Origin of the sequence: Tamaricihabitans halophyticus (assembly GCF_004340875.1) — a bacterium.
GTDB classification, from domain to species: Bacteria; Actinomycetota; Actinomycetes; order Mycobacteriales; family Pseudonocardiaceae; genus Tamaricihabitans; species Tamaricihabitans halophyticus.
Genome location: NZ_SLXQ01000017.1, coordinates 33090 through 55935, shown reverse-complemented (window position 1 = coordinate 55935; position 22846 = coordinate 33090). Strand labels below are relative to the sequence as shown.

Genomic DNA, 22846 nt, shown 5'->3' with positions numbered 1-22846 from the left:
ACCGTGGGGATAACCAGCCGCGACGTGGCACGGCTCGCCGGCGTTTCACAGCCGACGGTTTCCCGTGCGCTCCGTGGCGACCCCCGGGTATCCGACGAGACCGTGCGCAGGGTTCGACAGGCGGCCGAGGCGCTCAACTACGTACCGAGCGAGGCCGGTCGCAGCCTGTCCACGCGCAGCAGCCATCGAATCGGCGTACTGGTCAGCGATCTGACGAACCCGTTCTACCCGCATCTGGTCGGCCCGTTGCACGACGAACTCGAAGCACACGGCTACCGGATGATGCTGTTCACCGAGCGCTCCGAGGCCATGGGTGCCGCCGAACGACTGACCGATCACTCCATCGACGGCCTGGTGCTGGCCACCTCCACCCTCGATTCGGCGCTGCCCGCCGAGCTGCAGCGCCGCGAGCTGCCGTTCGTCTACCTGAACCGGGAGGGCACCACACCGGCCGATGCCGTCGTGGTGGACAACCGGCTCGGCGGCGAGCAGGTGGCCAACCAGCTCGTGGCCAGCGGACACCGGCATATCGGCGGAATCTTCGGCCCGGACAACACCAGCACCGGCAGGGATCGCGAACTCGGGTTCCGCCAGGCGCTCGCGGACGCGGGTATCGCGCTGCGGCCGGCGCACACCAAGCACGGCCCGTTCGAGTTCGAGACCGGTAGGACCGCACTACCCGAGCTACTTGCCGCCGACCCCGCGCCAACCGCACTGTTCTGCGGCAATGACGTGGTCGCCATTGGCGTACTGGACGCCGCGCGACGACTTGGCGTCCAGGTACCAGCCGAGCTCACGGTCATCGGCTTCGACGATATCCCGATGGCCGCGTGGACGAGCTTCGAGCTGAGCACCGTCCGCCATGATCTGCACGAAATGGCGCGTACCGCGGCCAGGCTGGTGGTGGAACGGGTCTCCGGGACGTACACCGGCGAGCCGCGACGCATCGTGCTCTCGCCCCGATTCATCGAGCGGCAGACCCACGCGACACCGCTCGACGGCTAATGCAACCAAGCTGATACATACGCAATACATCATCCCGTCGCCCGCTTCCCAGCGACCGTCACGGGCTGCTTTCGCAGCATAACCGCAGGTGGACAACTCCTTTTCCGGGCGGAACACAACTATCACAACCAGCCGAATCCACCATTGCTTCAAAGTTGTGAATACGCATACACTGCCCGGAATTCCCGTGCTCCGCCGTTCATCCGGCAGAGGAGGTCGACCCCCCGATGGCGGCAACCACCGTCCAGCGGCCACGCTCACGTTCCCCGCTGCGCAAGCACTCCGTCCCGTACCTGCACCTGGCCCCCGCGCTCCTCGCGGTCGTGCTGACTACCGTCTATCCGCTCGTTTCCGCGCTCATCACGAGTTTCCGGCACTGGCGGCTGAACGAAACTCGCGAGGCCGGCGAGTTCGTCGGCCTCGCCCAGTACCAGCGGGTGTTCACGGATGACACCTTCTTCAACAGCGCGCTGGTAACACTGAACTTCACGGTTATCTCCGTCGTGCTTTCCGTCGGGCTCGGCCTGTGCATCGCGCTGATCCTGAACAACCGCACGCGGCTCAGCGCACTGACCAAGGCACTACTGATCCTGCCGTTCGCGGTAGCTCCGGCGCTCAAGGGCTTCTCCTGGCGATTCATGCTCAATCCGGACACCGGTGTCTACGACAAGATGCTGGACTCCGTGCTCCCGTTCGCCGACAACATCAACTGGCTCGGTGACCCGTTCTGGGCGTTGATGGTGCTCGCGCTGACCGAGGTGTGGGGCTGGGCTCCGTTGATCGCGCTGATGCTGCTCGGTGGGCTGAACTCGATCTCACCGGAAGTTCGGGAGGCGGCACGAATCGACGGAGCGAATGCGTGGCAGCAGTTCTGGCGCGTCACTTTCCCGTTACTGCGCCCGCTGTTGCTGATCGTGGTTTTCCTCAAGGCGGTGTTCTCGGTCAAGATCTTCGACCAGGTCGTCACCACTACCGGGGGCGGGCCCGGCAGGGCAACCGAGAGCCTGAACTTCTTCGCCTACTCGCAGGGCTTCACTTTCCTGGATATCGGCTACGCGTCCGCGGTGTCCTGGGTGATCGTGCTCGTCCTTGGCGTACTCGCCGCCCTTTATCTGATCGCGATGGCCAGGCAGGAGGCGAAATGACCGACACGGCTACGAAACTCGCGAAACACCCAGCGGCGATCGCGGCACCGGTTCGACGCCAACGGCGTCGGCGTGGCGGCTGGGCGATCGGCCGCGCGTTCCTGCGCGTGCTGGCCACGCTCGCGATTCTCTTCTTCGTGCTGTTCCCGATCTTCTGGATGGCACTCACCGCGTTCAAACCGGCACGCGATGCGTTCAGTACCGCTGTCCTGTTCACGCCCACTTTGGACAACTTCCTGGCGATCTTCGGCGGAGCCAGCGACCTCACGGGCGCGCTGGTGAACAGCGTGCTGATCGCGGTCGCCACGACCATCGTGTCGATCCCGCTCGCGCTGCTCGCGGCATATGCCTTCTCCCGGTACCGCTTCCCTGGACACCGTGGCATGTTGCTCGCCATCGTGGCCACCCAGTTCATCCCCGGTGTCGCCATCGCGCTACCGTTCCTGACCCTGTTCCGCAGTCTCGGGCTGATCGATACACATCTCGCGCTGGTCGTGGTCAACCTCTCGCTCGTCGTCCCGTACATCACCTGGCTACTCAAGGGCTTCGTGGACGGACTGCCGTTGGAGATCGAGGAAGCGGCGCGGTTGGACGGCTGCACCCAGGTGAACCTGCTCTGGCGGGTGATCACGCCACTTGCCGCGCCGGGAATCTTTGTGGCCGCCGTCTTCTCGTTCCTGCTGTCCTGGAACGAGTTCCTGTTCCCCACCTTCCTCGCCCGTACCGAGGCGGAAACGCTGCCGGTCGCGCTGATGACCCTGGTCATGCCGGAGGGTGTCGCATGGGGACAGATGGCAGCCGCGGGCCTGCTTGTCATGGCGCCGATGTTGATCCTCGCCCTGCTGGTACGCAAGCACTTCGCGGAGGGAATGACGATGGGAGCGGTGAAATGAGGCGAACCTCGGGAACCATCGGAAAGCTCGCGGCCGCGTTGAGCGCCGTGCTCGCGCTACTGATCGGCGGCTGTGCTTCCGCGCCAAGTGAACAGGACCTGCTCGAAGAGGTAGCCACCGGCCCCACCGATGAGCTCGGTCTGCTAACCGAGAAGCCGTACGACGGTACCCATATCCGGCTGCTCAGCTGCTGTAGAACCACCGCCCAGTTCGCCGCGTTACAGCGCAAGACCGATCGGGAGTTCACCGCGAAGACCGGGATCACCGTGGAATGGGCCAATATCCCTTACGAGTCGTATCTACAGAAGATCGTCGCGGAAACGGCCATCGGCGGTGGCACCTACGACCTCGTGGTGTGGCCGGACGCCTACGGGGCATCAGCCAAGATCGGCCTGCAACCGCTGAACGAGGTGATGCGGCGAGCCGATCGGTCACTCGAGGAGTTCTCGCCGCCGTTCCAGCAGGCTGCCCGCGCGGGCGACCCCGAAACCGTGTACGGCATCCCGTTCCGGGGATTCTCGTACAACCTCTTCTACCGGGAGAGCGAGTACGAACGGCTTGGCATCGAGCCGGCGAAGACCTGGGACGAGTTCTCCGCACAACTGGACAAACTGGACGGCGCTGGCGGTAGGGACGCTTTCGCCGGACAGTACGGCCGAAACGGTGGGCAGAACCTTTACACCTGGATGTCCATGCTGTGGAGCAACGGTGCGGACGTGCTCGACGACGATGGTCAGCCCGCCTTCACCTCGCCCGAAGGCATCGCGGCAACCGAGCAGTACCTGGCGCTGCTTCGCGATGGGCACAGCCCGGCGGCCTCGACGAACTGGACGGAAACCGATTCGACGCAATCCTTCGAACAGGGCCATACCAACTCGGTACTCACCTGGGCTTGGCAGATGGACGATTTCTCCGACCCGGCCAAGGTGCAGCCCAAAGTGGCCGAGGACATCGGCGTCGCCTCGTTGCCCGGTTGGCCAGGCAAACCCACGGTGACCTACGGCTATACCTGGCTGATGGGCATCCTGAACACTTCGGACAACCAGGGTGCGGCGTGGGAGTACCTGAAGTGGCTCACCCATCCGGACACCGAACGGGACGTGGCGCTGGACAAGTCCGAAGGGGACACCGCGACGAGCGTGGTGGTGCACCGGAAGAACATGCTCGATCCCGAAGTGAACGCGGCCAACCACGACCTGCCAAAGCTACAGGAGTCGGCACTGCGCAACGGCCGAACGGTACCCATGACGATCGACTGGCCGCAGATCCAGGACGTACTCGAGGTCGCGATCAACCAGATGGCGCACGGCGCGGACATCCGGCCGAAGTTGCACGAGGCCGCCGCGCAGATCCGTACCTTGACCCAGCGCTAGTCAGGCGCTGGGCAAGAGAAGGGAAAGGGTGAAGTCACAGTGGACGAGATAGCCTACGCGCCGTACCGCGATCCGGAGGAGTTCATCGTCGAATGGACCGACCGGATCTGGGTCAGCAGGGGCATCGGTCTGATCCGGGAGAACTACGCGCCGGACGCGATCGTGCATGGTGCCTACGGCACGAGCCACGGCGTCGAACCGGTGATCCGCGGGACGCTGATGAAGATCGCCGCCTACCCCGGCAGGATCGGCCAGGCCGAGGATGTGGTGTGGGAAGCGCGGGGTACGGATGCTTTCCTCAGCTCCCATCGGATATACAGCACCGGGACGCATACCGGGATGTCGGGTTACGGACCGCCGACCCATCGCTCTTTCACCTCGCGTGCTATCGCGAACTGCCTCTACCGGCGGGGCGTGATGGTGGAAGAATGGGTGGTGCGCGACGAGTATGCGATAGTGGAACAGCTCGGGCTTGATCCGTTCGCCGTTGCCAGGGAGCTGGCGTTCTCCGACTGGGATGCGCCGCATCCGCCGGTGTCGGACGTGCTTTCCTCAGGTGATTCCGGTGCACGGCCCGATCTGCACCGGGCCGAATGCGAGCAGGTGCTTGGCCTGGTGGACACCGTGTGGAATCAGCGGCTGCTGCATCAGGTAACCGAGTTCGTCGCAAGGGACGTCACCTGCCATATCTCGCGGGAACGAACGGTTACCCGTCCGGATGGCTACCAGCTTGGGCTACTCGACCTGCTCTCCCCGATGCCGGACGCCCAGTTCGAGGTGCGGGATATCGTCGCGCATGACTCACCCGCGCATGGCGGCGTGCGGGTCGGTGTTGTCTGGTGGCTCACCGGTACCTACAGCGGGGCGCCGACGTACGGCCCGAGTACCGGTTCTCCGGTACGGATACTGGGCTCCTCGCAGTTCCTTTTCCGCGACGGCCGGATCGTGCGCGAGTGGCGGGTCTACGACGAACTGTCCATTTTGGCGCAGGTCAGTAAACAGCGCGGAGACGAACCGTTAGGTACTGCTCCTAGCGAGTAGCATGCGCTGGGCCAACCTGGACAGTTCCCGGCTCGCCGGGGATAACACCTCGGATTCGCGCTGTACCAACGCGATCGTGTCGTAGAGCGGTTCGGCGAAGGGAACCGTACGCACTGAAGGCGGGCAGGAACCGCTCTGCGCCACGGCGTGCGAGACGATGGTGTCACCGATACCCCGGTCAACCAGGCTCAACGCCGACTCGACATGCTCCACCTCGATCCACGGTTCCAGCTTGACCCCGGCGAGCTGGGCCCGTTCGGCGAGCTGGCGACGGGTCGGATCGGTCCAGCCGTAATGCGCGTCGTAGAGGATCAACCGCGAGTTGGCCAGGCCAGCGATCGTCACCGGTTCAGCGACCCGCTCTGGCACCGTGCTTGCGTAGCAGACCTCATCCCGAAGTAATGGCGTTACCCGCAGCCCCGCGTCGTCGATCGGCAACACCACCAGTCCCGCTTCCACCGTGCCGGCAGCAACCTCGGCGGCGACCTCGACCGAGTTGAGTCCGATCAACCGGATCCGCACTTCGGGATAGCTGTCGTGAAAATGCTCAGCCAGATCCGAAAGCAGGTAGTACGCCGCGTTGCGGAGTAGCCCAAAGGTGGCTACCCCGCCGCGCAGCGACCGGACCGAGCGCAGCGCCTGGTGGGCACCGTCGGCGGCGGCAACCGCGCGTTCGGCGAACGGCAGCAGCGCCGAACCGGCGGCCGTCAGTACCAGTCGGCGACTGCCTCGGGAGAACACCGGGGTGCCGTGCTCGTCCTCCAGTTTGCGAATCAGCTCCGATACGGATGCCTGTGTGATGCCCATCCTGGTCGCCGCGGCGGTAAACGATCCAGTGCGCACTGCCTCCAAGAAGGCGCGCAGCTGCTTCAGAGTCATAGGGAAACCCTATCTAATATGCAAGATTTGCTGGCCTTGTCCTGTGTCAGGATCGGACATAGCGTCGGGTTCATGAGATTCAGCCCTTCCGTACTCGCGGCCTTGGACGGCTCATACCGCCTGCTCAAGGCCGCCGCCGACCGGCCTCCAGCCCAGCGCGATCCCGCCGTCGCCGACCGTGTGTCCGAAATGCTCAGTGAGATCGAACGCGGCGGTATGGACGCGGTGCTCCGCTACGCCCACGAACTCGACGGCTGGCGGGGCGACACGGTGGAGATCAGCGCCGCCGAGCTGTCCCGCTCCGGCGATGAGCTACCCAAGGATGTTCGCGTCGGCCTGGAGTTGGGCGCGGAACGGACCAAGGCATTCGCGCTCGCGCAACGCTCGCACCTCGTCGACTTCGAAACGGAACTGGCCGACGGCTTGATCACCGGACACCGCTACGTACCGGTCGGCCGGGTCGGCGCTTACCTTCCCGCGGGCCGCTTTCCGTTGCTGGCAAGCGCATTCATGACGGTCGGGGTGGCCAAGGCCGCTGGCGTACCTTCGGTACTCGCCTGTACCCCACCTGGCAAGGACGGGCGCGCGCATCCCGCCGTGCTGTATTCGGCTTATCTTTCCGGTGCCGACCGCGCCTACGCGCTCGGCGGGGTACAGGCGCTGGCCGCGATGGCTTTCGGCTTACTCGACGAGCGTCCGGTGGATATGCTTGTCGGCGCGGGCAACGCCTATGTCGCCGAGGCCAAGCGGCAGCTGTTCGGCCGGGTGGCTATAGATCTGCTCGCCGGTCCCTCGGAGGTCGCGGTACTCGCGGACGAGACGGCCGATCCGGTACTGGTCGCCGCTGATCTGCTCGGCCAGGCCGAGCATGGCACCGACTCACCTGCCGCGCTGGTGACCACCTCGCAACGGCTCGGTGAGGAGGTCATCGCCGAGATCGACCGGCAGCTGGCCACACTCGCCACGAAGGAGATCGCCGGACCCGCCTGGCGCGACTACGGTTCGGTGACCTGGGCCAAGGATGCCGCGACCGCCGTCGAGCTGATGGATGAACTGGCGCCCGAACACCTGGAAATTCACACCGCCGATGACGGCTACTACCACGAGGCACTGCGCAACTACGGTTCGATCTTCCTCGGCACGTGGAGCACGGTGGCCTATTCGGACAAGGGGATGGCCGGCACCAACCACGTGTTGCCCACCGCGGGCGGCGCAAAGCACAGCGCCGGCCTTTCGGTCTCCCGGTTCCTCAAACCGCTCACCTACCAGCGGGTGACCCAAGCGGCCACTCCGCTGCTGGCCGAGGCGGTAGACGCGATCTCGGAATATGAAGGTATGGCGGCACACCGCGCGACCGCGACCCTGCGGCTGGCGAGTTACGGTGCTACCCAGGAGGGGAATCAATGACCAAGGCGGACAAGACAGAGTCAACCAGCGAGGCCAACACGGCAGCACCGGCGAAGAACACGGCTGATACCCGGCCGTCCACACCGCCGGGCACGATGGCGCCGGGCAGGCGGACCATGCCGCGCGACTACCGCATCTCGTTGCGTCCCGGCTATGGCGTGGACGCGCCGAACATCACGCCTGGCGAGCGCCGGCAGTCGCTGCGCGGATTCGAGGACACCTACACCGATATCGTCGACTACATCGTCCGGATCACCCACCGGATCTGGGAAGACCAGGATGTCGGCTACATCTACGACACCTACAGCCCCGGCTGCCGGCTCTACGACGACAGCGGTGTCCACTTCGGAGTAGAGCAGCTGGTGCACGGCACCATGCAGAGCATCAACGCGTTCCCCGACTGCCGGCACTACGCCGACGACGTGATCTGGGCTGGCACCGACGAGGAAGGTTTCGTCACCTCGCATCGGGCGATCAACATCGGGCACCACACCGGTCCGTGGCGCTGGGGCGGGCCGACCGGTCGCAAGCTGGAAACCTGGGTTATGGCAAATTGTGTGGTTCGGGACAACGAGATCTACGAGGAGTGGGTGCTCTACAACACCGCTGCCAAACTCCAGCAGCTCGGCATCGACGTGGCCACGGCGGCCCGCGCGGCCGGTAACGCGATCGGCTTTCCCACCCTTTCCGAACGGCCGTTCTCGGAGGTCGAGCGGATCGAGGGTGGCCGCAAACCACTGCCCTACCCCGCACAGACCACGCAGGGTTTCGACGTCGAGTACGAGGTACGCCGGCTTTTCCACGATGTCTACAACCGGCGCGATCTCAGTGCGATCGACCGGAGCTACGCGCCAACGGTGCATTGGCATGGCACCACCAACCGGCGCGGCTATGGCCGTTCGGATGTGCGTGGCATGGCCCGGAATCTGCTCGCCACCTTCCCTGATCTCGGGGTCCGGGTGGACGAGGTGTACTGGATGGGCAATGAAGCTGACGGGTTCAGCGTCTCGGTGCGATGGACCGGCGCCGGCACCCATCGTGGCTACGGCCTCTACGGCGAGCCGACCGGCAGGCGGGTGCATATCTGGGGTATGTCCCAGTTGTACTTCGCGCACGGCCGGATCGTGGAGGAATGGTCGCTGTTCAACGAGTTCGACATACTCGCGCAGCTGCTCCGGGACGAGCCGACGACGCCGTGACCAGAGTCGCGTGTGCCCAGTTGGCTCCTCGGGTTGGGGATCCGGTTGGCAACCGCGCACGCACGCTGGACGCGATCGGTACGGCCCGCGCGGACGAGGTTGACCTTCTCGTGCTGCCGGAACTGGCCTCGTCGGGCTACATGTTCGCCGACGAGGCCGAGGCACGCGCACTCGCCACACCCACTGATGGCCCGCTGCTCGCTGATTGGGTGCGGGCAGCGGGCAAACTCACCGTCGTCGCCGGGTTCTGCGAGCTCGGCGGCGACGGCGCGCTCTACAACAGTGCGGCTGTGTTGGACGGCGAAGGGGTGCACGCGATCTACCGCAAAACGCACCTGTGGGACCGGGAGCGGCTGGTGTTCACGCCGGGCGATACGCCGCCTCCGGTGGTGCGCACCAGGGTCGGCCCGGTTGGCGTGCTGGTCTGCTACGACCTCGAATTCCCGGAGATGCCGCGCTCATTGGCGCTGCGCGGTGCCGAACTCATCGCGGTACCGGTGAACTGGCCGCTCCTGCCGCGACCGGACGGCGAGCGCCCGCCCGAGGTGATCATGGCCATGGCCGCGGCACGAACGAACCGGGTACTCCTTGCGGTCTGTGACCGCGATGGGACCGAACGTGGACAGCGCTGGACGGCAGGAACCACGATCATCGACGAATCCGGCTGGATTGTCGGGAGCGGGCCGGCCGCAGTCGCCGACCTCGAACCGGGCCGGGCACGCAACAAGTCCATTTCGGACCACAACGATGTGCTTGCGGACCGCCGGCCGGAGCTGTACTAGTTTGCCGCGGCCACGAGATCGCAATCTTTAGGGATCTTGCGGTTCTGTGGACGCGGGGACGGTGCCGCGGGCGACGATGAACGGGGCGCTGAGCGTTCGCACCTTGGCCGACTCCAGCCGCTCGCGGAACCCTTCGCGCACTCGCGCGACCGCGTCCCCGGTCAAGCCTGCCAGCACCGCCTTCGCGGGACCGCTTTGCAGGAAACGCCAAGCAAGTGTGGCGTCCACCGGTACCTCGTGCTCAACCCGGCTGGTCCGAACGTCAACCAGCCCACGATCGGCGAGCCATCGACCCACTGCTTCCTCGGTAAGCAACCGTTCGCTGTTCGTGGTTTGCGGCGGTTTGGGCGCGTTGGCCAGCTCCGGTCGCTGCTCCACCGCGGCGGCGAAGAACGGCTGGAAAACTGACTCCAGACTGCCGGACGCCCAGCTGGTCAGCGCGAACCTGCCACCTGGGCGCAACAGCCGAACCAACCGCTGACAGTCAGTATCCATCTCTGGCAGGAAAAACACGCCGAATCCACATTGCACTACGTCGTAGGGGTTCGCCACCGGTAACCATTCGGTGATATCGGCGCGGACGAATCGTAGATTGCGCAGCCGCGCTTCCGCCGCGCGCACACGTCCCTCGGCGATCAGCTGCTCGGACAGGTCCACCGCGTCGACCCACCCACTTGGCCCTACCGCGTTCGCCGCGGGAAGTGCCGACGCTCCGGTGCCACAACAGGCATCCAGCACACGCTCCCCCACCCCCGGGTCGGCCATGGCGGCCAGCTTCCGCCCGATCGGCGCCCAGAGTAACGGCGTCCAATGCGCGAAGTGCTCGCTGCCGTCGTCGAACAGCACCCCAACATCGGGGGTTTCTCCGGTCATCACGATCGCCGCCCTCCGCGCATCCGGCCGGGCAGCGCCGAGCCTGTCGCCACCCGCTGTCGCGACAGTACTCTAATGAAAACGTTTGTCAATAATCGGCCGGCTGTGGTTGCACGACGACCCGGCGAAGTAGAGCGGGCACCTCGGCGGTCAAGGTTGCCGTCGCGCGCTCGTCACCAGCCAGGTGCCACAGCAACATCTGTTGAAACAGCCCGTCGAACATCGCGTACGCGACCGAAGTGGACAGTCCAACCGGCCGATCGAGAAGTTCCGCGTACCGCACGACGACGTGCGTGATCATCTCTTCGCGCCTGCGGTCTATCTCGAGCACATCGGCCCGGAACGACTCCTCGAACAGGCTCTGATTGCGCAGGTCATACCAGAGCCGGTGCATCTGGGCATCCGCATCGAGGGTCCCGGCCATCGCGCCGGCGAACTCCCTTGCCAGCTCATCGGCATCGTTCGCGCGTGCCACGATCTCGTCGTACCTGGTCACACAGGCTTCCTCGAACTGCCGCACGCAGTGCGTAAGCAAATCGACCTTGTCCGCGAAGTAGTAGTGCAGCACGCCGTGCGAGAACTCCGAGTTCTGCGCGATCTCCCGCAAACTCGTGCGCGCGTAGCCGAGCTCGGCCAGCGTTCGCAACGCCGAGTCAGCCAGCTGGGCACGTCGTTCCGCAAACTTGTCCACCTGTCGGCGCGAAATCCGTTCCCGCGTCCGTTGCTTAGCTTCGGTCACTGGCACCGTCCATCGACAACCTCACCCACACCTTGCGAGTCGAACCAGTGTATCTGCCAGTTGACCAGTATTTTCTTGACAACTGTCTAGAAAATTCTTGACGTGTGTCCAGTCATCCTCAATGCTGGGACCCACGTCACAGCGATTCCGCGCCCGTCTCAAGGAGGAGAACGATATGGGTGCTTACGATTTGACCGGCCGATCCGCGCTGGTCACGGGGGGTGCGCGCGGTCTCGGCGCCGGTATGGCTGAAGCCTTGGCCAGCGCTGGAGCCAATGTCGTGATCGGCGATATCCAGGAGGATCTCGGCCGCGCCACAGCCGACTCGATCAAGCAATCCGGCGCCAATGCCGCCTTCGTCCACCTGGACGTCACCGACGACGCCAGCTGGCAGCAAGCAATCAGTGCCAGTATCGCCGAGGTCGGCGGGCTGGACATCCTGGTGAACAACGCCGGCATCGAGATCTCCGGTCTGGTCGCCGATCTAGACCCGCAAGATGTGTCCCGCATGCTCGAGGTGAACGTGCTCGGCACCTCTCTCGGCGTCAAGCACGCGTTCCGCGCGATGCGTCCCGGCGGCGCCGCGGGCAACGGTGGCGCCGTGGTCAACATCGCCTCAGTCGCTGCCACGATCGCCTTCCCGGGTATCGCTGGTTACTCGGCGACCAAATCGGCCGTGGACCGGCTGACCCGCGTCGCGGCGATGGAGTCCGGCAAGCTCGGCTACGGCGTCCGGGTCAACTGCGTCTATCCCGGCCTGGTGCCGACCGACATGGGCAATCAGCTCGCCGCCGATGTCGTACAGCTCGGGCTCTTCCCGAGCATCGAGGAAGCCATCGGCGCGGTGGTCGGCCAGACGCCGTCCGGTCGCCTCGGCGAAGTGTCCGATATGGCCGATGCCGTGGTGTTCCTGGCATCTGATGCGGCCCGCTTCATCACCGGCGCCGGCCTTCCGGTCGACGGCGGCATGGGTATGTGACCCGATCCCACTCGGAAAGGAGCCTCTTGATGGCCAAGCCCGTCGTCGTCTACGGCGCATCCGGCTACACCGGACGCCTGATCTGCGAATACCTTCGCGAGTACAACATCCCGTTCACCGCAGCAGGCCGGAACAAAGCCCGAATCCAAGCGGCACTTGATCAGATTCCTGGCCTGGAAACCGTCGAGCACGACGTCCTCGAGGTCAGCCATGAGGTCGAATCGCTGAGCGAGTTGTTCAAGGACGCTTCGGTTGTCTGCAATACCGTTGGCCCGTTCGCCGAGTACGGCCACGAAGTCGTTGAGGCCTGTGTCCGGACCGGCACGCACTATATGGACAGTACGGGCGAGCAGGATTGGTTGATCGACAGCGAAGAGAAGTATGGCGCTCGGATGGCCGAGCAAGGACTGCTACTTTCGCCTGGTATCGCACAGATGTACACCATCGGCGAGATCGCCGCGAACATCTGCCTTGAAACACCCGGACTAGACACATTGGACATCCTGGTGTTCTGGAAGGGGTACCCGACCGTCGCATCCACCCAGACGATTCTGGTGAACGCCGCGATGTCCAAGGCCTACCATCTCGTGCAGGACCAGTACGTGGAATGGCCGGCCGATGCCGGGGTTTACGACGTGGTGGTACCCGGCCAGCACGAAACCGCGCTTGCCCTGCCATGGGGCGGTACCTCGCATCCGGTGTGGTTCCGCCGCGATCCACGGGTAGCCAACGTCAAAGCCCTTGGCGGGGTATTCGATCGACAGCTCATGCAGGGCGTCCCGATGATCGTCAAGGCAGCGCTCGAGCAGGTCGCCGACCTGCCGGAAGAGGAAAAACTCAAGGTCCTGCACGAACAGGCGGCTGCGGTGCGTGATGAGATGCCGCCGAGAGAAAACCAGCGGATCAACACCTCGCTCGACTCGGTGCACGCTTCCGGACCCGCGGGGCGTGCGCACTGCGTCATCCACGGCACCTGCAACTACAAGCAGACCGCCGTGCTGAACGCTTACGCCGCGTACTCGCTGCTCCAGCAGGCACCACGGCGGGCCGGGTTCGCCTCCGCCTGCCAGGCATTCGGCCATCGCGAGCTCCTTGGCGTGCTGCGTGCCTTTGGCCTGGTGACCTCGCCGATCCTCACCGTCAACACCTGAGGGTCGCAATCGTGGAGCTGACCTATTACCTCGACAAGGGCGCATCGCTCGACCCGTCGGCACCCTGCCTGACGATGGGCGACTCGTCGCTGAGCTACGCCGACGTGCAGGAGCTGTCCTGGCAGGTGGCCGCGGCATTGGCGAATTCGGGTATCCAGGCTGGCGACAAGGTCGCGATCCTGTCAGGTAATGACTCGACGGCGTTCGCGTGCGTGTTCGGGATCGCGCGCGCGGGCGCCGTCTGGTGCCCGATCAACCCCCGCAATACGGTGGCGGAAAACGGTGAACTGCTGGATCTTTTCGACTGCGCCGGGCTGATCTTCCAGGGTCAGTTCGCGCCGCTCGTCGCGGAGCTTCGGGCGCGGCTACCGAAACTGACCACTGTGGTCTGTCTCGATGAGACATCCGCGGATGCGACACCGTTCCGCGAATGGTTGGCAGGGGCCCCGGCCTCTCATTCACCAGCTGAGCGAGTCGACGATATCGCGATCATCGCCGGCACCGGCGGGACGACCGGACGCCCCAAGGGCGTGATGATCACCGGTCGCAATATCGAAACGATGACCGCGCTCACGCTGATGAGCTATCCATTCCGCGGCCGGCCACGCTACCTCGGGCTGGCGCCGCTCACCCATGCGGCCGGCGTGCTGTGTTTCCCGGTGCTTGCTCTCGGCGGGGAGATCGTGGTGATGCCGGCGCCGGACCTCACCGAGTTCCTACGCCTGGTGACCCGACACCGCATCACGCACGCGTTCCTGCCACCAACCCTGATCTACCTGCTGCTGGACAACGATGCACTGGACACCGCGGACCTGACTTCGCTGCAGTGCCTCTGGTACGGAGCGGCACCAATGTCGACCGCGCGGCTACGCGAAGCGATCGAACGAATCGGTCCGGTGCTCGGTCAACTGTTCGGGCAGAGCGAAGCACCGATGATGATCTCCACCATGTCGCCGGCCGAGCATCTGCACGAGGACGGCTCACTCGCACTGGAACGCTTCGCCTCCGCGGGTCGCCCTACCCCACTGATTCAACTCGCGATCGTGGATTCCGACGGGAAAACGCTTCCCACAGGTGAACGTGGCGAGATCGTGGTCCGCGGATCACTGGTGATGGCTGGTTACTACAAGAACCCCGAAGCCACGGCGGAGGTAAGCAAGGACGGCTGGCACCATACCGGCGATATCGGCTACCTCGACGCGGACAACTATCTGTACATAGTGGACAGAGCGAAGGACATGATCATCAGTGGTGGCTTCAACGTCTACTCCGCCGAGGTGGAGCAGGCGCTGATGGCCCACCCCGCGGTGCGCGACTGCGCGGTTATCGGTCTGCCGCACGAGAAATGGGGCGAGCAGGTTACCGCGGTCGTGCAGTTCCACGAAGGCCAGCAGCTGCCAGTGCCGGAACTGCTGTCCTTCGCGAAGGAACGACTCGGCAGCGTCAAGGCGCCAAAGGAACTGATCGTATGGGCAGACCTACCTCGGTCCAAAGTAGGCAAGGTACTGAAAGGCGATATTCGGGACCAACTCGCCGCCAACCAGTAGCACGACGCTCCGTAACCGCGTTCTTTAAGGTTATCGAGGTCGCAGGCTAGATGACGCCCAGGTCCAGCATGGTGTCGGCGACCTTCACGAAGCCTGCGATGTTGGCACCGAGCACGTAGTTGCCGGGAGAGCCGTAAGCCTCGGCGGTCTCCCGGCACAGCGTGTGGATATCGGCCATGATCTCGGCAAGGCGCGCATCGGTGTACTCGAAGTGCCAAGAATCGCGAGACGCGTTCTGCTGCATCTCCAGCCCCGAGGTGGCAACGCCACCCGCGTTGGCCGCCTTACCTGGGGCAAACGCGACATCGGCGGCGGAAAGCACCTTGAGCGCATCCGGCGTGGTCGGCATGTTCGCGCCTTCACCGACGGCGCTGAGTCCATTACGGACGAGCTGGCGAGCCGCGTCAGCCCCCAGCTCGTTCTGCGTGGCACAGGGCAGCGCGATCTGGCACGGTACGTCCCAGATCGAACCGCCCTCCACGTACTTGGCGTCCCCGCGCTTCTCGGTGTAGTCCTTGATCCGCCCGGACCGCACTTCCTTGATGTCCTTGACGGCCTCGATGTCGATACCGGACTCGTCGACAATGTAGCCAGCCGAATCGGACATCGCGACCACGATGCCGCCGAGTTCCGCCGCCTTCTGCGCGGCGTAGATCGCCACGTTGCCCGAGCCGGAAATCACCACCCTGCGCCCGTCGAATCCTTCGTTCCTGACCCGAAGCATCTCGTTGACGAAGTACACGGTGCCGTAGCCGGTCGCCTCGGTACGAACCTGGGAGCCGCCCCAGTTCAGTCCCTTCCCGGTGAGCACACCTGATTCGTACCGGTTTGTGATGCGCTTGTACTGGCCGAAGAGGTACCCGATCTCGCGCCGGCCAACCCCGATGTCACCGGCCGGTACGTCGGTGTACTCGCCAAGGTGCCGGTAGAGCTCGGTCATGAACGACTGGCAGAACCGCATGATCTCCGCATCGGAGCGCCCTTTCGGGTCGAAGTCCGAACCGCCCTTGCCCCCACCGATCGGTAGCCCGGTGAGCGCGTTCTTGAAGATCTGCTCGAACCCGAGGAACTTCACCACACCGAGGTTCACCGAGGGGTGAAACCGCAAACCACCCTTGTAGGGACCGAGCGCCGAGTTGAACTCGATCCGGAACCCGCGGTTTACCTGCACCCGCCCGGAGTCGTCGGTCCACGGCACGCGGAAGACGATCTGGCGCTCGGGCTCGCACAACCGCTCGAGCACGCGTGTTTCGTAGTACTCCGGATGCCGCTTGAGCGCCGGTTCGAGCGATTCGAGCACCTCGTGCACGGCCTGCTGGAACTCCTGCTCGTGGGAGTCCCGCTGGGAGATGCCGGCAAACAACCGTGCCGTCATCCGCAGACCGTTCCCGTTCGCCGCCTCGTCCGTCACGGGTGCGTCGCCTCCTTCGCATCACCTGGACGCCGCCCAAAACAGGACGCACGTACTGCTAGCCGACACTATCTTCCCATGTCGGCCCCTGGCGGCCCAAACTACCGTTCAGCGGCCGCGGGTGAGCTCCGCCACGACGCGAAGTGGTGGCTCGACCTCGGCCCACCGCTGGATCGCGCTGGCCGCGGCCCGCGCATCCGGTCGATCCAGCGTAGCGATGCTGGTGTCGTGGTTACCGCCCGGCGCGGTGAACCGATACGAGTCGTGCCGGCTGGGTTGATACGGCTTCGCGTTCCACGGGTCGTTTGCGCCGTTGACGAACAGCATCTCGCTGGATCGCTGCCGCACCCAGTGATCAATATCGCGCATCGGGACCGGGTCATGCGGTGCGCGCAGTTCGGCCGGCAGGTTCGAGTTCGCCTGATACAGCCCAGGGTAGCGCCGCAGATCGGCCAGCCACGGGAAGTCGGGTGCTGGCCAGCCCAGCTGCGTCGCGGATTGGTAGTAGTACGGCGTCAACCACAGCAGCATCTCGTCCGTGTAGTAGGACAGTCCACTCGCGAATCCGGTTACCTCGTCCAGGTACCCGAAGATCTCCGCGTCGGATGCGGTACGCGGCGGGATCGCGGCACAGTCAGCGACGCCGCGGTGCTGCCAGAATCCCCAAACGGTGTCCAGCACGGCCATTTCGAAGGCCCGGTCCGCGGAGCCGAACACCTCGTCAAAAGAAAGCTGGTTGTTCTCCGCGAACCGTTCATATCGCTCAACCAGCGTCGTACGCCGGGTAAGCGCCTCCCGTTGCAGCCCGGCAAGGGACTCCCGGCACTCCGGCGTGCCAACCGAGTCGAAGAAATCGTCGTAGGCCGAATTGTCCCGGTTGTTCGCGATGTTCGGGGTTACGTAGGCGACGGTTCCGTCGACATCGTCCGGATAGAACCGTCGGTGGTAGACCGAAGCCATCCCGCCCTTACTTGCTCCGGTGGAGATCCAGTTCGCCGCGTAGACCTCTCTGAGCGCGGTGACGATGGCGTGATGATCGGTCGCCGCCTGCCAGATATCTAATGTGGACCAATCAGCTGGGTCGGGCCGGGAAGGCTCGAAGAACCGCTGTTCCACGGAAATCTGGTTCCCGCCAAGCAGCTCGGTCGGTTCGCTACGGGTCACTTCGGCCGGCATGTTGTACCCGGTGGTATGCAGCACCATCGGTCGGGCGGTATCCCGATGCAGCAACTGGAAGCGCTGCTGGAAAGCCGGCCCAGCGGGATCTCGGTGATCAACAGGTTGCTGGAACTCCAGGACGAACGCCCGGTGGTTGGGCTCTGCTGACTCCTGCTCGGCAACCACGGTCAGCCCGTCGACCGAATCGAGCTGGTCAACGATATCCGGCTCGGCTGCCACGGCTGTCGCCCCGAACAGCCCGGGTGTCGGTAGCAAGCAGGCAGCAAGACCCGCCACAACCCAGCGACGGGCACCGATTACGCGCATACTCGCGACCTCCTCGGGTCAGACCACGAGTTCGCCCTCTCGGACAACCACCTGGCCACCGCCGATCACCAGCTCCCTGCGCGGCACCCGGACCAGCGCGTCCGGCACATTCTCGGCGTCCACCAACACAATGTCCGCCGGTGCGCCCGGCGCTAGGTCGTGCACCGCACGATGCACATACCCGGCCGCGCGACTACTCGCGAGCTCGACAGCGTAGCCGAGCTCGGTATCGGAACGCAGCCCATGCAGCCGGGCAAAGTTCAGCGCGATACGCAGCATGTCTCCGTCTCCGAACGGAGACCACAGATCGCGGATGCCGTCGGTGCCCAGCCCGATGGGAATACCGCGATCCCGCATCGCCGACCAGGGCAGCGGAGCCGAGCCGATCGGTGCGACCGTTGCCCAGCCAATCCCTGCGTCCCGCAGGGCGTCCAGCAGATCGTCGCGCTGCGCGGCCGGCAGCTCGCCGAGCGCGAATCCATGCGAAATGGTGACCCTGCCAGCGAGACCGGCACGTTTGGTGCGCTCAATGATCAGCTCGTACTGAAAGGCACCGAGTTGATCGTGGTCATGCAGGTGGATGTCGAGCCCGACAGCACGCCGCTCGGCGATCTCGAACAGCCCGTCCAGCTGCGCGACGGGATCCCTGTCGATCGAGGCAGGGTCAATCCCGCCGATCGTGTTCGCCCCTGCCGCGGCGGCGGCGTCAAGCAGCTCGAGCACGCCGGGGCGGCGCATCACCCCGTCCTGCGGGAACGCGACGATCTCCACATCGATGGCGCCGTCGAACGCCGCGGTCGCCTCGCGCACGTATTCGATGCCTTGCAGTCCGACGCCGAGATCCACATCGACGTGACTGCGTACCGCCGTCGTGCCGTGCCGGAGGAACTCGCGCAGTACCGCGGTCGTGGTCGCGACGCTCGGAATCCCGAGACCGGCTCGCTCGGCGCGTTCGTGCGCGATCCGGCCCTGCGTGGTGCGCTCGCCGCCATACGACACCCATGGCAGTCCCCACCAGCTCTTGTCGACATGCGCATGGGCGTTGATCAGCCCGGGCAGCGCGAGCAGCCCCTTCCCTTCGATCCGCGCGCCGCCAGCTGAGGCCGTACTGGCCGGGGTAATCGCGCTGATCTGGCCGCCGGACAGCCAGATATCGACGGCTTCGCCACCCCATGGCCGCACGTTGCCGAGTACCGTAGAAGTCACCCGAAAATGGTATCCCAAATATCGGCTAGGCTGAAGCAATGACCACTACCCACGATCCAGCCGTGGTCGACGACCAAGACCGCGACTTCCTACACCTGTGTGTCGACCTCGCCCGCGAGGCGGTGGAAAACGGTGACCAGCCATTCGGCTCGCTCCTTGTCGACGCCACCGGCGCCATCCGCTACCGCGAGCGCAACCGGGTGAACACCGGCGACGCCACCCGACACCCCGAGTTCGAGATCGCCCGCTTCGCGGCAGCCAGCCTGCCCGCGGACGAGCGAGCGAGCTGCGTGGTCTACACCTCAGGCGAGCATTGCCCGATGTGCAGCGCCGCGCACGCGATGGCTGGCCTCGGCAGCATCGTCTTCGCGTCGAGCAGCGAGCAGCTACGCGGCTGGCGGCGCGAATGGGGGTTCAGGGACCCCGGACCACTCGCCCCGCTGGGGATCAGCGCGGTGGCTCCCGGTATCCCGGTAGCCGGCCCGGAACCCTCACTCTGCGGCGAGATCCGCGCACTGCACGCCCGTACGCTGGGAATCAGCGATACCGCGGACTGAGCGGGCTTCGCTGCCGCGCAGGTGGGCCAGCGCCGCCTCCTTGCTGCGCTGAATATGCTCGCTGACCAGCGTTGCGACCCGATCCACCGCACGGTCGGCGATTGCCGCATACAGCGCCTCGTGCTCGGCTGCCATCGCCAGCAAATCGTCATGCCTGCCGAGCAGCCACCGCATGCGACTCCGCCAGGTCCGCTCGACCTCGACAAGCAGTTCGTTGCCGGCCATGGCCGTCACGGTCTCGTGAAAGTCCGCTGCCGCCCGCCGCGCGGCCAGTGCGTCCCCTGCCCTGGCCGCGGCAAGCTCGGCGGCGAGATCGGCCTGTAGCCGGTCCAGTCCCTCCCGCGTGCGCCGCTGCGCGGCCAGCCGGAAGGCCAGCGCCTCAAACGCGGTGCGCACCTCGATGAGATCCGCGATGTCGGCAGGACCGAATTCGCGCACGATCGCCCAGGTTCGCGGTCGAGGCGTGACCAGCCCTTCGGCGACCAGCTGGCGCAGCGCCTGCCGGACGGGCAGCCTGCTGACACCCAGTTCCGCGGCCAGCTCGCGTTCGACCAGCCGGCTGCCCGGCTGGCGGATGCCGTCGATGATGCTGTCCCGCAGCCGGCCGGTCACTCGCTCCGATTCGGATTCGAAATCCCCTGGCCGCGCCATGGCCCCATCCTCCAACCGACCTCACCAGATTTGGGATACCATTCTTGCACGAAGCCGGGATTCAATCGATCGCTCTGCGGTCTCGGCTGACGTGGCTAGCTGCTCCGCCATTCCTCGCGGGTGATCGCGTACTCCACTTCACCGTGTTCCGCGCCGTGCATCGTGCTGTACTCGAACTCGGCCAGCTGAAAGCCGCGGACATACCGCATGCCGATGGACTCCATCACCGCACGGGAGCCGGTGTTCACCGCCATCGTCTCGGCGAAGATCCGGTCCAGACCACAGTGGTCGAACCCGTAACCGAGCAGGGCGCGCCCGCCTTCGCTTGCCAGGCCCTGCCGCCAGTATCGCCGTAGCAACCGGTAGCCGAGCTCAGCCTGGCCGTGCACCGGGCCCTGATCAGGGCGCTCCGGCGGTTCCAGGATCCACCAGCCGACGAACTGCCCGTCCACCAGCCCAACCCAGAAGCCAAGGCCGGGCACGCGGTCCGCGACCGCGAGCCGCTTACGGTGATACTCGGCCACTTCCTCGGCCGAGCGGGCACGCCCTTGCCCGATATAGCGCATCACCTCGGGGTCGGAGTCCAGTTCGGTCTCCCACGGCAGGTGCTCATCGGACAACGGCAGGAGCGTTATGCGCGCGGAACTCAGCTGAGGTTGGGCCACACGTGCGATTCTTTCGGGGTTACCGCGCCGGGTCCACTGAATTCGGCCGCGCTAGCTGGTTGGCGTATGGATCGTCAGCGTGGCGCGGACCGGCTGCTCACCGGGTATCGCGCGGTAGCTGTGCGGGACATCGGCCGGGAAGTCCACGTAGTCGTCGGCGCCGAGCTCGATGGGCGCATCGGCGGGGCCGACGACGGCGCGCCCGGAGTGCACATGCAGATGCTCCCGGGTACCCGGCGCATGCGGCCGCGACAACTGGCATTCCTCGGGCCACAGCGTCACCGCGTAGAGCTCAACCGTGCCGGTACTGTGCCCCGCGCGATGCAGCAGTCGCGCCTCGACTACCGCCCCACGCGTCGCTTCGCCCGCACCTGCGCGGATCACCCGAGGGCCCGCGGTGTGCGCCGGCTCCGCGATCAGGTCGGCAAGCGTCACACCCAGCTCACTGGCCAGCGCATACAGCGTTTCCAGGGTCGGGTTCCCCGTGCCGGCTTCCAACTGGGTCAGCGTTGCCCTGCCGAGGCCCGCGCGCCGCGCCAGCTCGACCACCGACAGCCCCGCCCGCTGCCGCTGCCTGCGGAGATTCCCAGCCAACGGCCGCTCCTGCTCGTCCATCCGCTCAGCATGACAGGCCACCTGCCGGCTGCGGCGAGCGCTACGGTGGCACCGGTCCGTCACCGCACCGCATGGAGGTCGTCTCGATGTCCAACCCGCAGGGCAGAATCGGACTGCTCGCCACGATCAGCACGGCGGTGGCGGCGTTGATCTGCGTGAGCGTCGGGTTGCTGGTCTTCGACCCATCGGCGACCGGGGCGGATGCCCTGCGCACCGGTGGGCTGGCGGCCGGTTCGGTGGTGGCGCTGTACGCACTGTGGCTCAATGACCGACGGCGGCGGGTGGATGAGCAACGCCAGCAGCTGGACAACCAGCGAAACGACCTCGAGACCCAGCGCTACCAGTTGGAACGTGAACGCCAGCAACTGGAAGACCGCAAAACCGACCAGGAACACAGCCGCGCCGCGGATGAGCGGTTCGCCCGCTCGGTGGAAATACTCGGCAACGAAGCGGACCAGGTCCGGGTTGGCGCGATGCATGCCCTCGCCGGCCTGGCTCGCAGTCATCGTGAGTACACGCAGACCGTGTTGGACGTGCTGTGTTCCTACCTGCGCCGCCCTTTCGACCACCCCTACTGGGACCTGCGGAACCGGGACGACGCTCAAACCGTGCCGGAACACTCGCGGCGCGAGCGGACGGTACGGCAGACCGCGGCCAAACTCATCGCTTCGCTGCTGCCCAGCACCGATGCGGAACAGCCGGAGTGGTACAGCCTGGATGTCGCGGGCGCGAACCTCGACCGGTTCGACCTGTCCGATCGGGTCGTCGGATCGCTGAACGCGTCCGGCTGCCGGTTTCGACATACGACCAGTTTCGCCGGAACGGTATTTCTGAGCAAAGTGGACCTCAGGGAGGTCACCTTTCTTCACTCGATCAATGCGGACGGCGCGGTGTTCCAGGGGACAACTCGCCTATGTGGACTGTGGGGAATGGCGCCGGCAAGCTTCGCCGGGACTACGTTTCGCGGGGAGGTCGATCTCCGCTCGGCGCGATTCGCTGACCATGCGACGTTTCGACTGGCCGTGCTGCACGGACAACTCGATCTGCGCTACGCGCATTTTGACGGCGGAGTGGACCTGCGCGTCCGCGAGCCAGCTCCGACCGTCTCGCTCTACCACACCGAAGTGGACACATCGATTGACGTGCACCTGCCTCGGTCCTGGGAATTGACTGAACACAGCTCCCCGAACCGAGCATACATCTGGATCGCGGAATCTCCGATCGGCAGGAGTTAACGAGTTTC

At 65.4% G+C, this 22846-nt stretch carries 22 protein-coding genes; 13 read left to right on the top strand and 9 right to left on the bottom strand.

Annotated elements, in window-relative coordinates:
- The first annotated feature begins 3 nt into the window (after positions 1 to 3).
- The 5 genes from EV191_RS25875 to EV191_RS25855 all read left to right on the top strand — a co-directional run bounded on the left by EV191_RS25875 (position 4) and on the right by EV191_RS25855 (position 5457).
- On the top strand, positions 4 to 1005 hold the full coding sequence (locus tag EV191_RS25875; RefSeq protein ID WP_132880229.1) for a LacI family DNA-binding transcriptional regulator: 1002 nt from the start codon (positions 4 to 6) through the stop codon (positions 1003 to 1005).
- 227 nt (positions 1006 to 1232) lie between these two features.
- Complete coding sequence (locus tag EV191_RS25870) at positions 1233 to 2150, top strand: carbohydrate ABC transporter permease (RefSeq protein ID WP_132880227.1); 918 nt, start codon at positions 1233 to 1235, stop codon at positions 2148 to 2150.
- Positions 2147 to 3043: a carbohydrate ABC transporter permease gene (locus tag EV191_RS25865; protein WP_132880226.1), complete on the top strand. Its 897-nt coding sequence runs from the start codon at positions 2147 to 2149 to the stop codon at positions 3041 to 3043. The genes EV191_RS25870 and EV191_RS25865 overlap by 4 nt, the downstream gene beginning before the upstream one ends.
- On the top strand, positions 3040 to 4416 hold the full coding sequence (locus EV191_RS25860) for an ABC transporter substrate-binding protein (protein ID WP_165913102.1): 1377 nt from the start codon (positions 3040 to 3042) through the stop codon (positions 4414 to 4416). The genes EV191_RS25865 and EV191_RS25860 overlap by 4 nt, the downstream gene beginning before the upstream one ends.
- Before the next feature lie 39 nt (positions 4417 to 4455).
- Positions 4456 to 5457 (top strand): ester cyclase, encoded by a 1002-nt coding sequence (locus tag EV191_RS25855; RefSeq protein ID WP_132880222.1) that lies wholly within the window; start codon positions 4456 to 4458, stop codon positions 5455 to 5457.
- Here the strand turns inward: EV191_RS25855 and EV191_RS25850 are convergent.
- Complete coding sequence (locus EV191_RS25850) at positions 5434 to 6336, bottom strand: LysR family transcriptional regulator (protein WP_132880221.1); 903 nt, start codon at positions 6334 to 6336, stop codon at positions 5434 to 5436. The genes EV191_RS25855 and EV191_RS25850 overlap by 24 nt on opposite strands.
- 72 nt (positions 6337 to 6408) lie before the next feature.
- Here EV191_RS25850 and hisD point away from each other — a divergent pair, with 72 nt between their 5' ends.
- From hisD to EV191_RS25835, 3 genes are read left to right on the top strand one after another with little or no spacing between them, the layout of a single operon-like run.
- Positions 6409 to 7743 carry a histidinol dehydrogenase gene (gene hisD / locus EV191_RS25845; RefSeq protein WP_132880219.1) on the top strand — a complete coding sequence of 445 codons (1335 nt, stop codon included), beginning with the start codon at positions 6409 to 6411 and terminating at the stop codon, positions 7741 to 7743.
- A complete protein-coding gene (locus EV191_RS25840) occupies positions 7740 to 8942 on the top strand; it encodes an ester cyclase (protein WP_132880218.1) in 1203 nt (400 codons plus the stop codon). Before hisD ends, EV191_RS25840 begins: the two co-directional genes overlap by 4 nt.
- Positions 8939 to 9724, top strand: a complete 786-nt coding sequence (locus tag EV191_RS25835; protein WP_207894715.1) for a nitrilase-related carbon-nitrogen hydrolase — start codon at positions 8939 to 8941, stop codon at positions 9722 to 9724. The genes EV191_RS25840 and EV191_RS25835 overlap by 4 nt, the downstream gene beginning before the upstream one ends.
- A gap of 27 nt (positions 9725 to 9751) precedes the next feature.
- On the opposite strand, the gene EV191_RS25830 is transcribed toward EV191_RS25835, so the two are convergent.
- The gene (locus EV191_RS25830; RefSeq protein ID WP_132880215.1) at positions 9752 to 10597 is read right to left on the bottom strand and encodes a class I SAM-dependent methyltransferase; all 846 of its coding nucleotides are present in this window, start codon (positions 10595 to 10597) and stop codon (positions 9752 to 9754) included.
- Positions 10598 to 10685: 88 nt separating this feature from the next.
- The gene (locus EV191_RS25825) at positions 10686 to 11288 is read right to left on the bottom strand and encodes a TetR/AcrR family transcriptional regulator (protein WP_243659236.1); all 603 of its coding nucleotides are present in this window, start codon (positions 11286 to 11288) and stop codon (positions 10686 to 10688) included.
- A gap of 223 nt (positions 11289 to 11511) precedes the next feature.
- Here EV191_RS25825 and EV191_RS25820 point away from each other — a divergent pair, with 223 nt between their 5' ends.
- From EV191_RS25820 to EV191_RS25810, 3 genes are read left to right on the top strand one after another with little or no spacing between them, the layout of a single operon-like run.
- The gene (locus EV191_RS25820) at positions 11512 to 12315 is read left to right on the top strand and encodes an SDR family NAD(P)-dependent oxidoreductase (RefSeq protein ID WP_132880212.1); all 804 of its coding nucleotides are present in this window, start codon (positions 11512 to 11514) and stop codon (positions 12313 to 12315) included.
- A 29-nt stretch (positions 12316 to 12344) separates the two neighbouring features.
- Positions 12345 to 13466, top strand: coding sequence for a DUF5938 domain-containing protein (locus EV191_RS25815; protein WP_132880210.1), 1122 nt, complete (start codon positions 12345 to 12347; stop codon positions 13464 to 13466).
- An 11-nt stretch (positions 13467 to 13477) separates the two neighbouring features.
- Positions 13478 to 15013, top strand: a complete 1536-nt coding sequence (locus tag EV191_RS25810; RefSeq protein ID WP_132880208.1) for an acyl-CoA synthetase — start codon at positions 13478 to 13480, stop codon at positions 15011 to 15013.
- Between the two features lie 46 nt (positions 15014 to 15059).
- Here EV191_RS25810 and gdhA read toward each other — a convergent pair whose 3' ends face one another.
- From gdhA to EV191_RS25795, 3 genes are all read right to left on the bottom strand, one after another.
- Positions 15060 to 16388: an NADP-specific glutamate dehydrogenase gene (gdhA, locus tag EV191_RS25805; protein WP_132880293.1), complete on the bottom strand. Its 1329-nt coding sequence runs from the start codon at positions 16386 to 16388 to the stop codon at positions 15060 to 15062.
- A gap of 144 nt (positions 16389 to 16532) precedes the next feature.
- Entirely contained in the window at positions 16533 to 17909 is a 1377-nt protein-coding gene (locus EV191_RS25800) for a S28 family serine protease (protein ID WP_132880207.1), read from the bottom strand.
- 18 nt (positions 17910 to 17927) lie between these two features.
- Positions 17928 to 19115 (bottom strand): amidohydrolase, encoded by a 1188-nt coding sequence (locus EV191_RS25795; protein ID WP_132880206.1) that lies wholly within the window; start codon positions 19113 to 19115, stop codon positions 17928 to 17930.
- 38 nt (positions 19116 to 19153) lie between these two features.
- On the opposite strand from EV191_RS25795, the gene EV191_RS25790 reads away from it, so the two are divergent.
- A complete protein-coding gene (locus EV191_RS25790) occupies positions 19154 to 19672 on the top strand; it encodes a nucleoside deaminase (RefSeq protein WP_132880205.1) in 519 nt (172 codons plus the stop codon).
- Here the strand turns inward: EV191_RS25790 and EV191_RS25785 are convergent.
- The 3 genes from EV191_RS25785 to EV191_RS25775 form a co-directional block, all read right to left on the bottom strand.
- On the bottom strand, positions 19607 to 20323 hold the full coding sequence (locus EV191_RS25785; protein WP_132880203.1) for a GntR family transcriptional regulator: 717 nt from the start codon (positions 20321 to 20323) through the stop codon (positions 19607 to 19609). The two genes, EV191_RS25790 and EV191_RS25785, sit on opposite strands and share 66 nt — an antisense overlap.
- 95 nt (positions 20324 to 20418) lie before the next feature.
- On the bottom strand, positions 20419 to 20988 hold the full coding sequence (locus EV191_RS25780) for a GNAT family N-acetyltransferase (RefSeq protein ID WP_132880202.1): 570 nt from the start codon (positions 20986 to 20988) through the stop codon (positions 20419 to 20421).
- Positions 20989 to 21039: 51 nt separating this feature from the next.
- Positions 21040 to 21603 carry a helix-turn-helix domain-containing protein gene (locus tag EV191_RS25775; RefSeq protein WP_132880200.1) on the bottom strand — a complete coding sequence of 188 codons (564 nt, stop codon included), beginning with the start codon at positions 21601 to 21603 and terminating at the stop codon, positions 21040 to 21042.
- Positions 21604 to 21689: 86 nt separating this feature from the next.
- On the opposite strand from EV191_RS25775, the gene EV191_RS25770 reads away from it, so the two are divergent.
- The gene (locus EV191_RS25770; protein WP_132880198.1) at positions 21690 to 22838 is read left to right on the top strand and encodes a pentapeptide repeat-containing protein; all 1149 of its coding nucleotides are present in this window, start codon (positions 21690 to 21692) and stop codon (positions 22836 to 22838) included.
- Positions 22839 to 22846 lie beyond the last annotated feature (8 nt).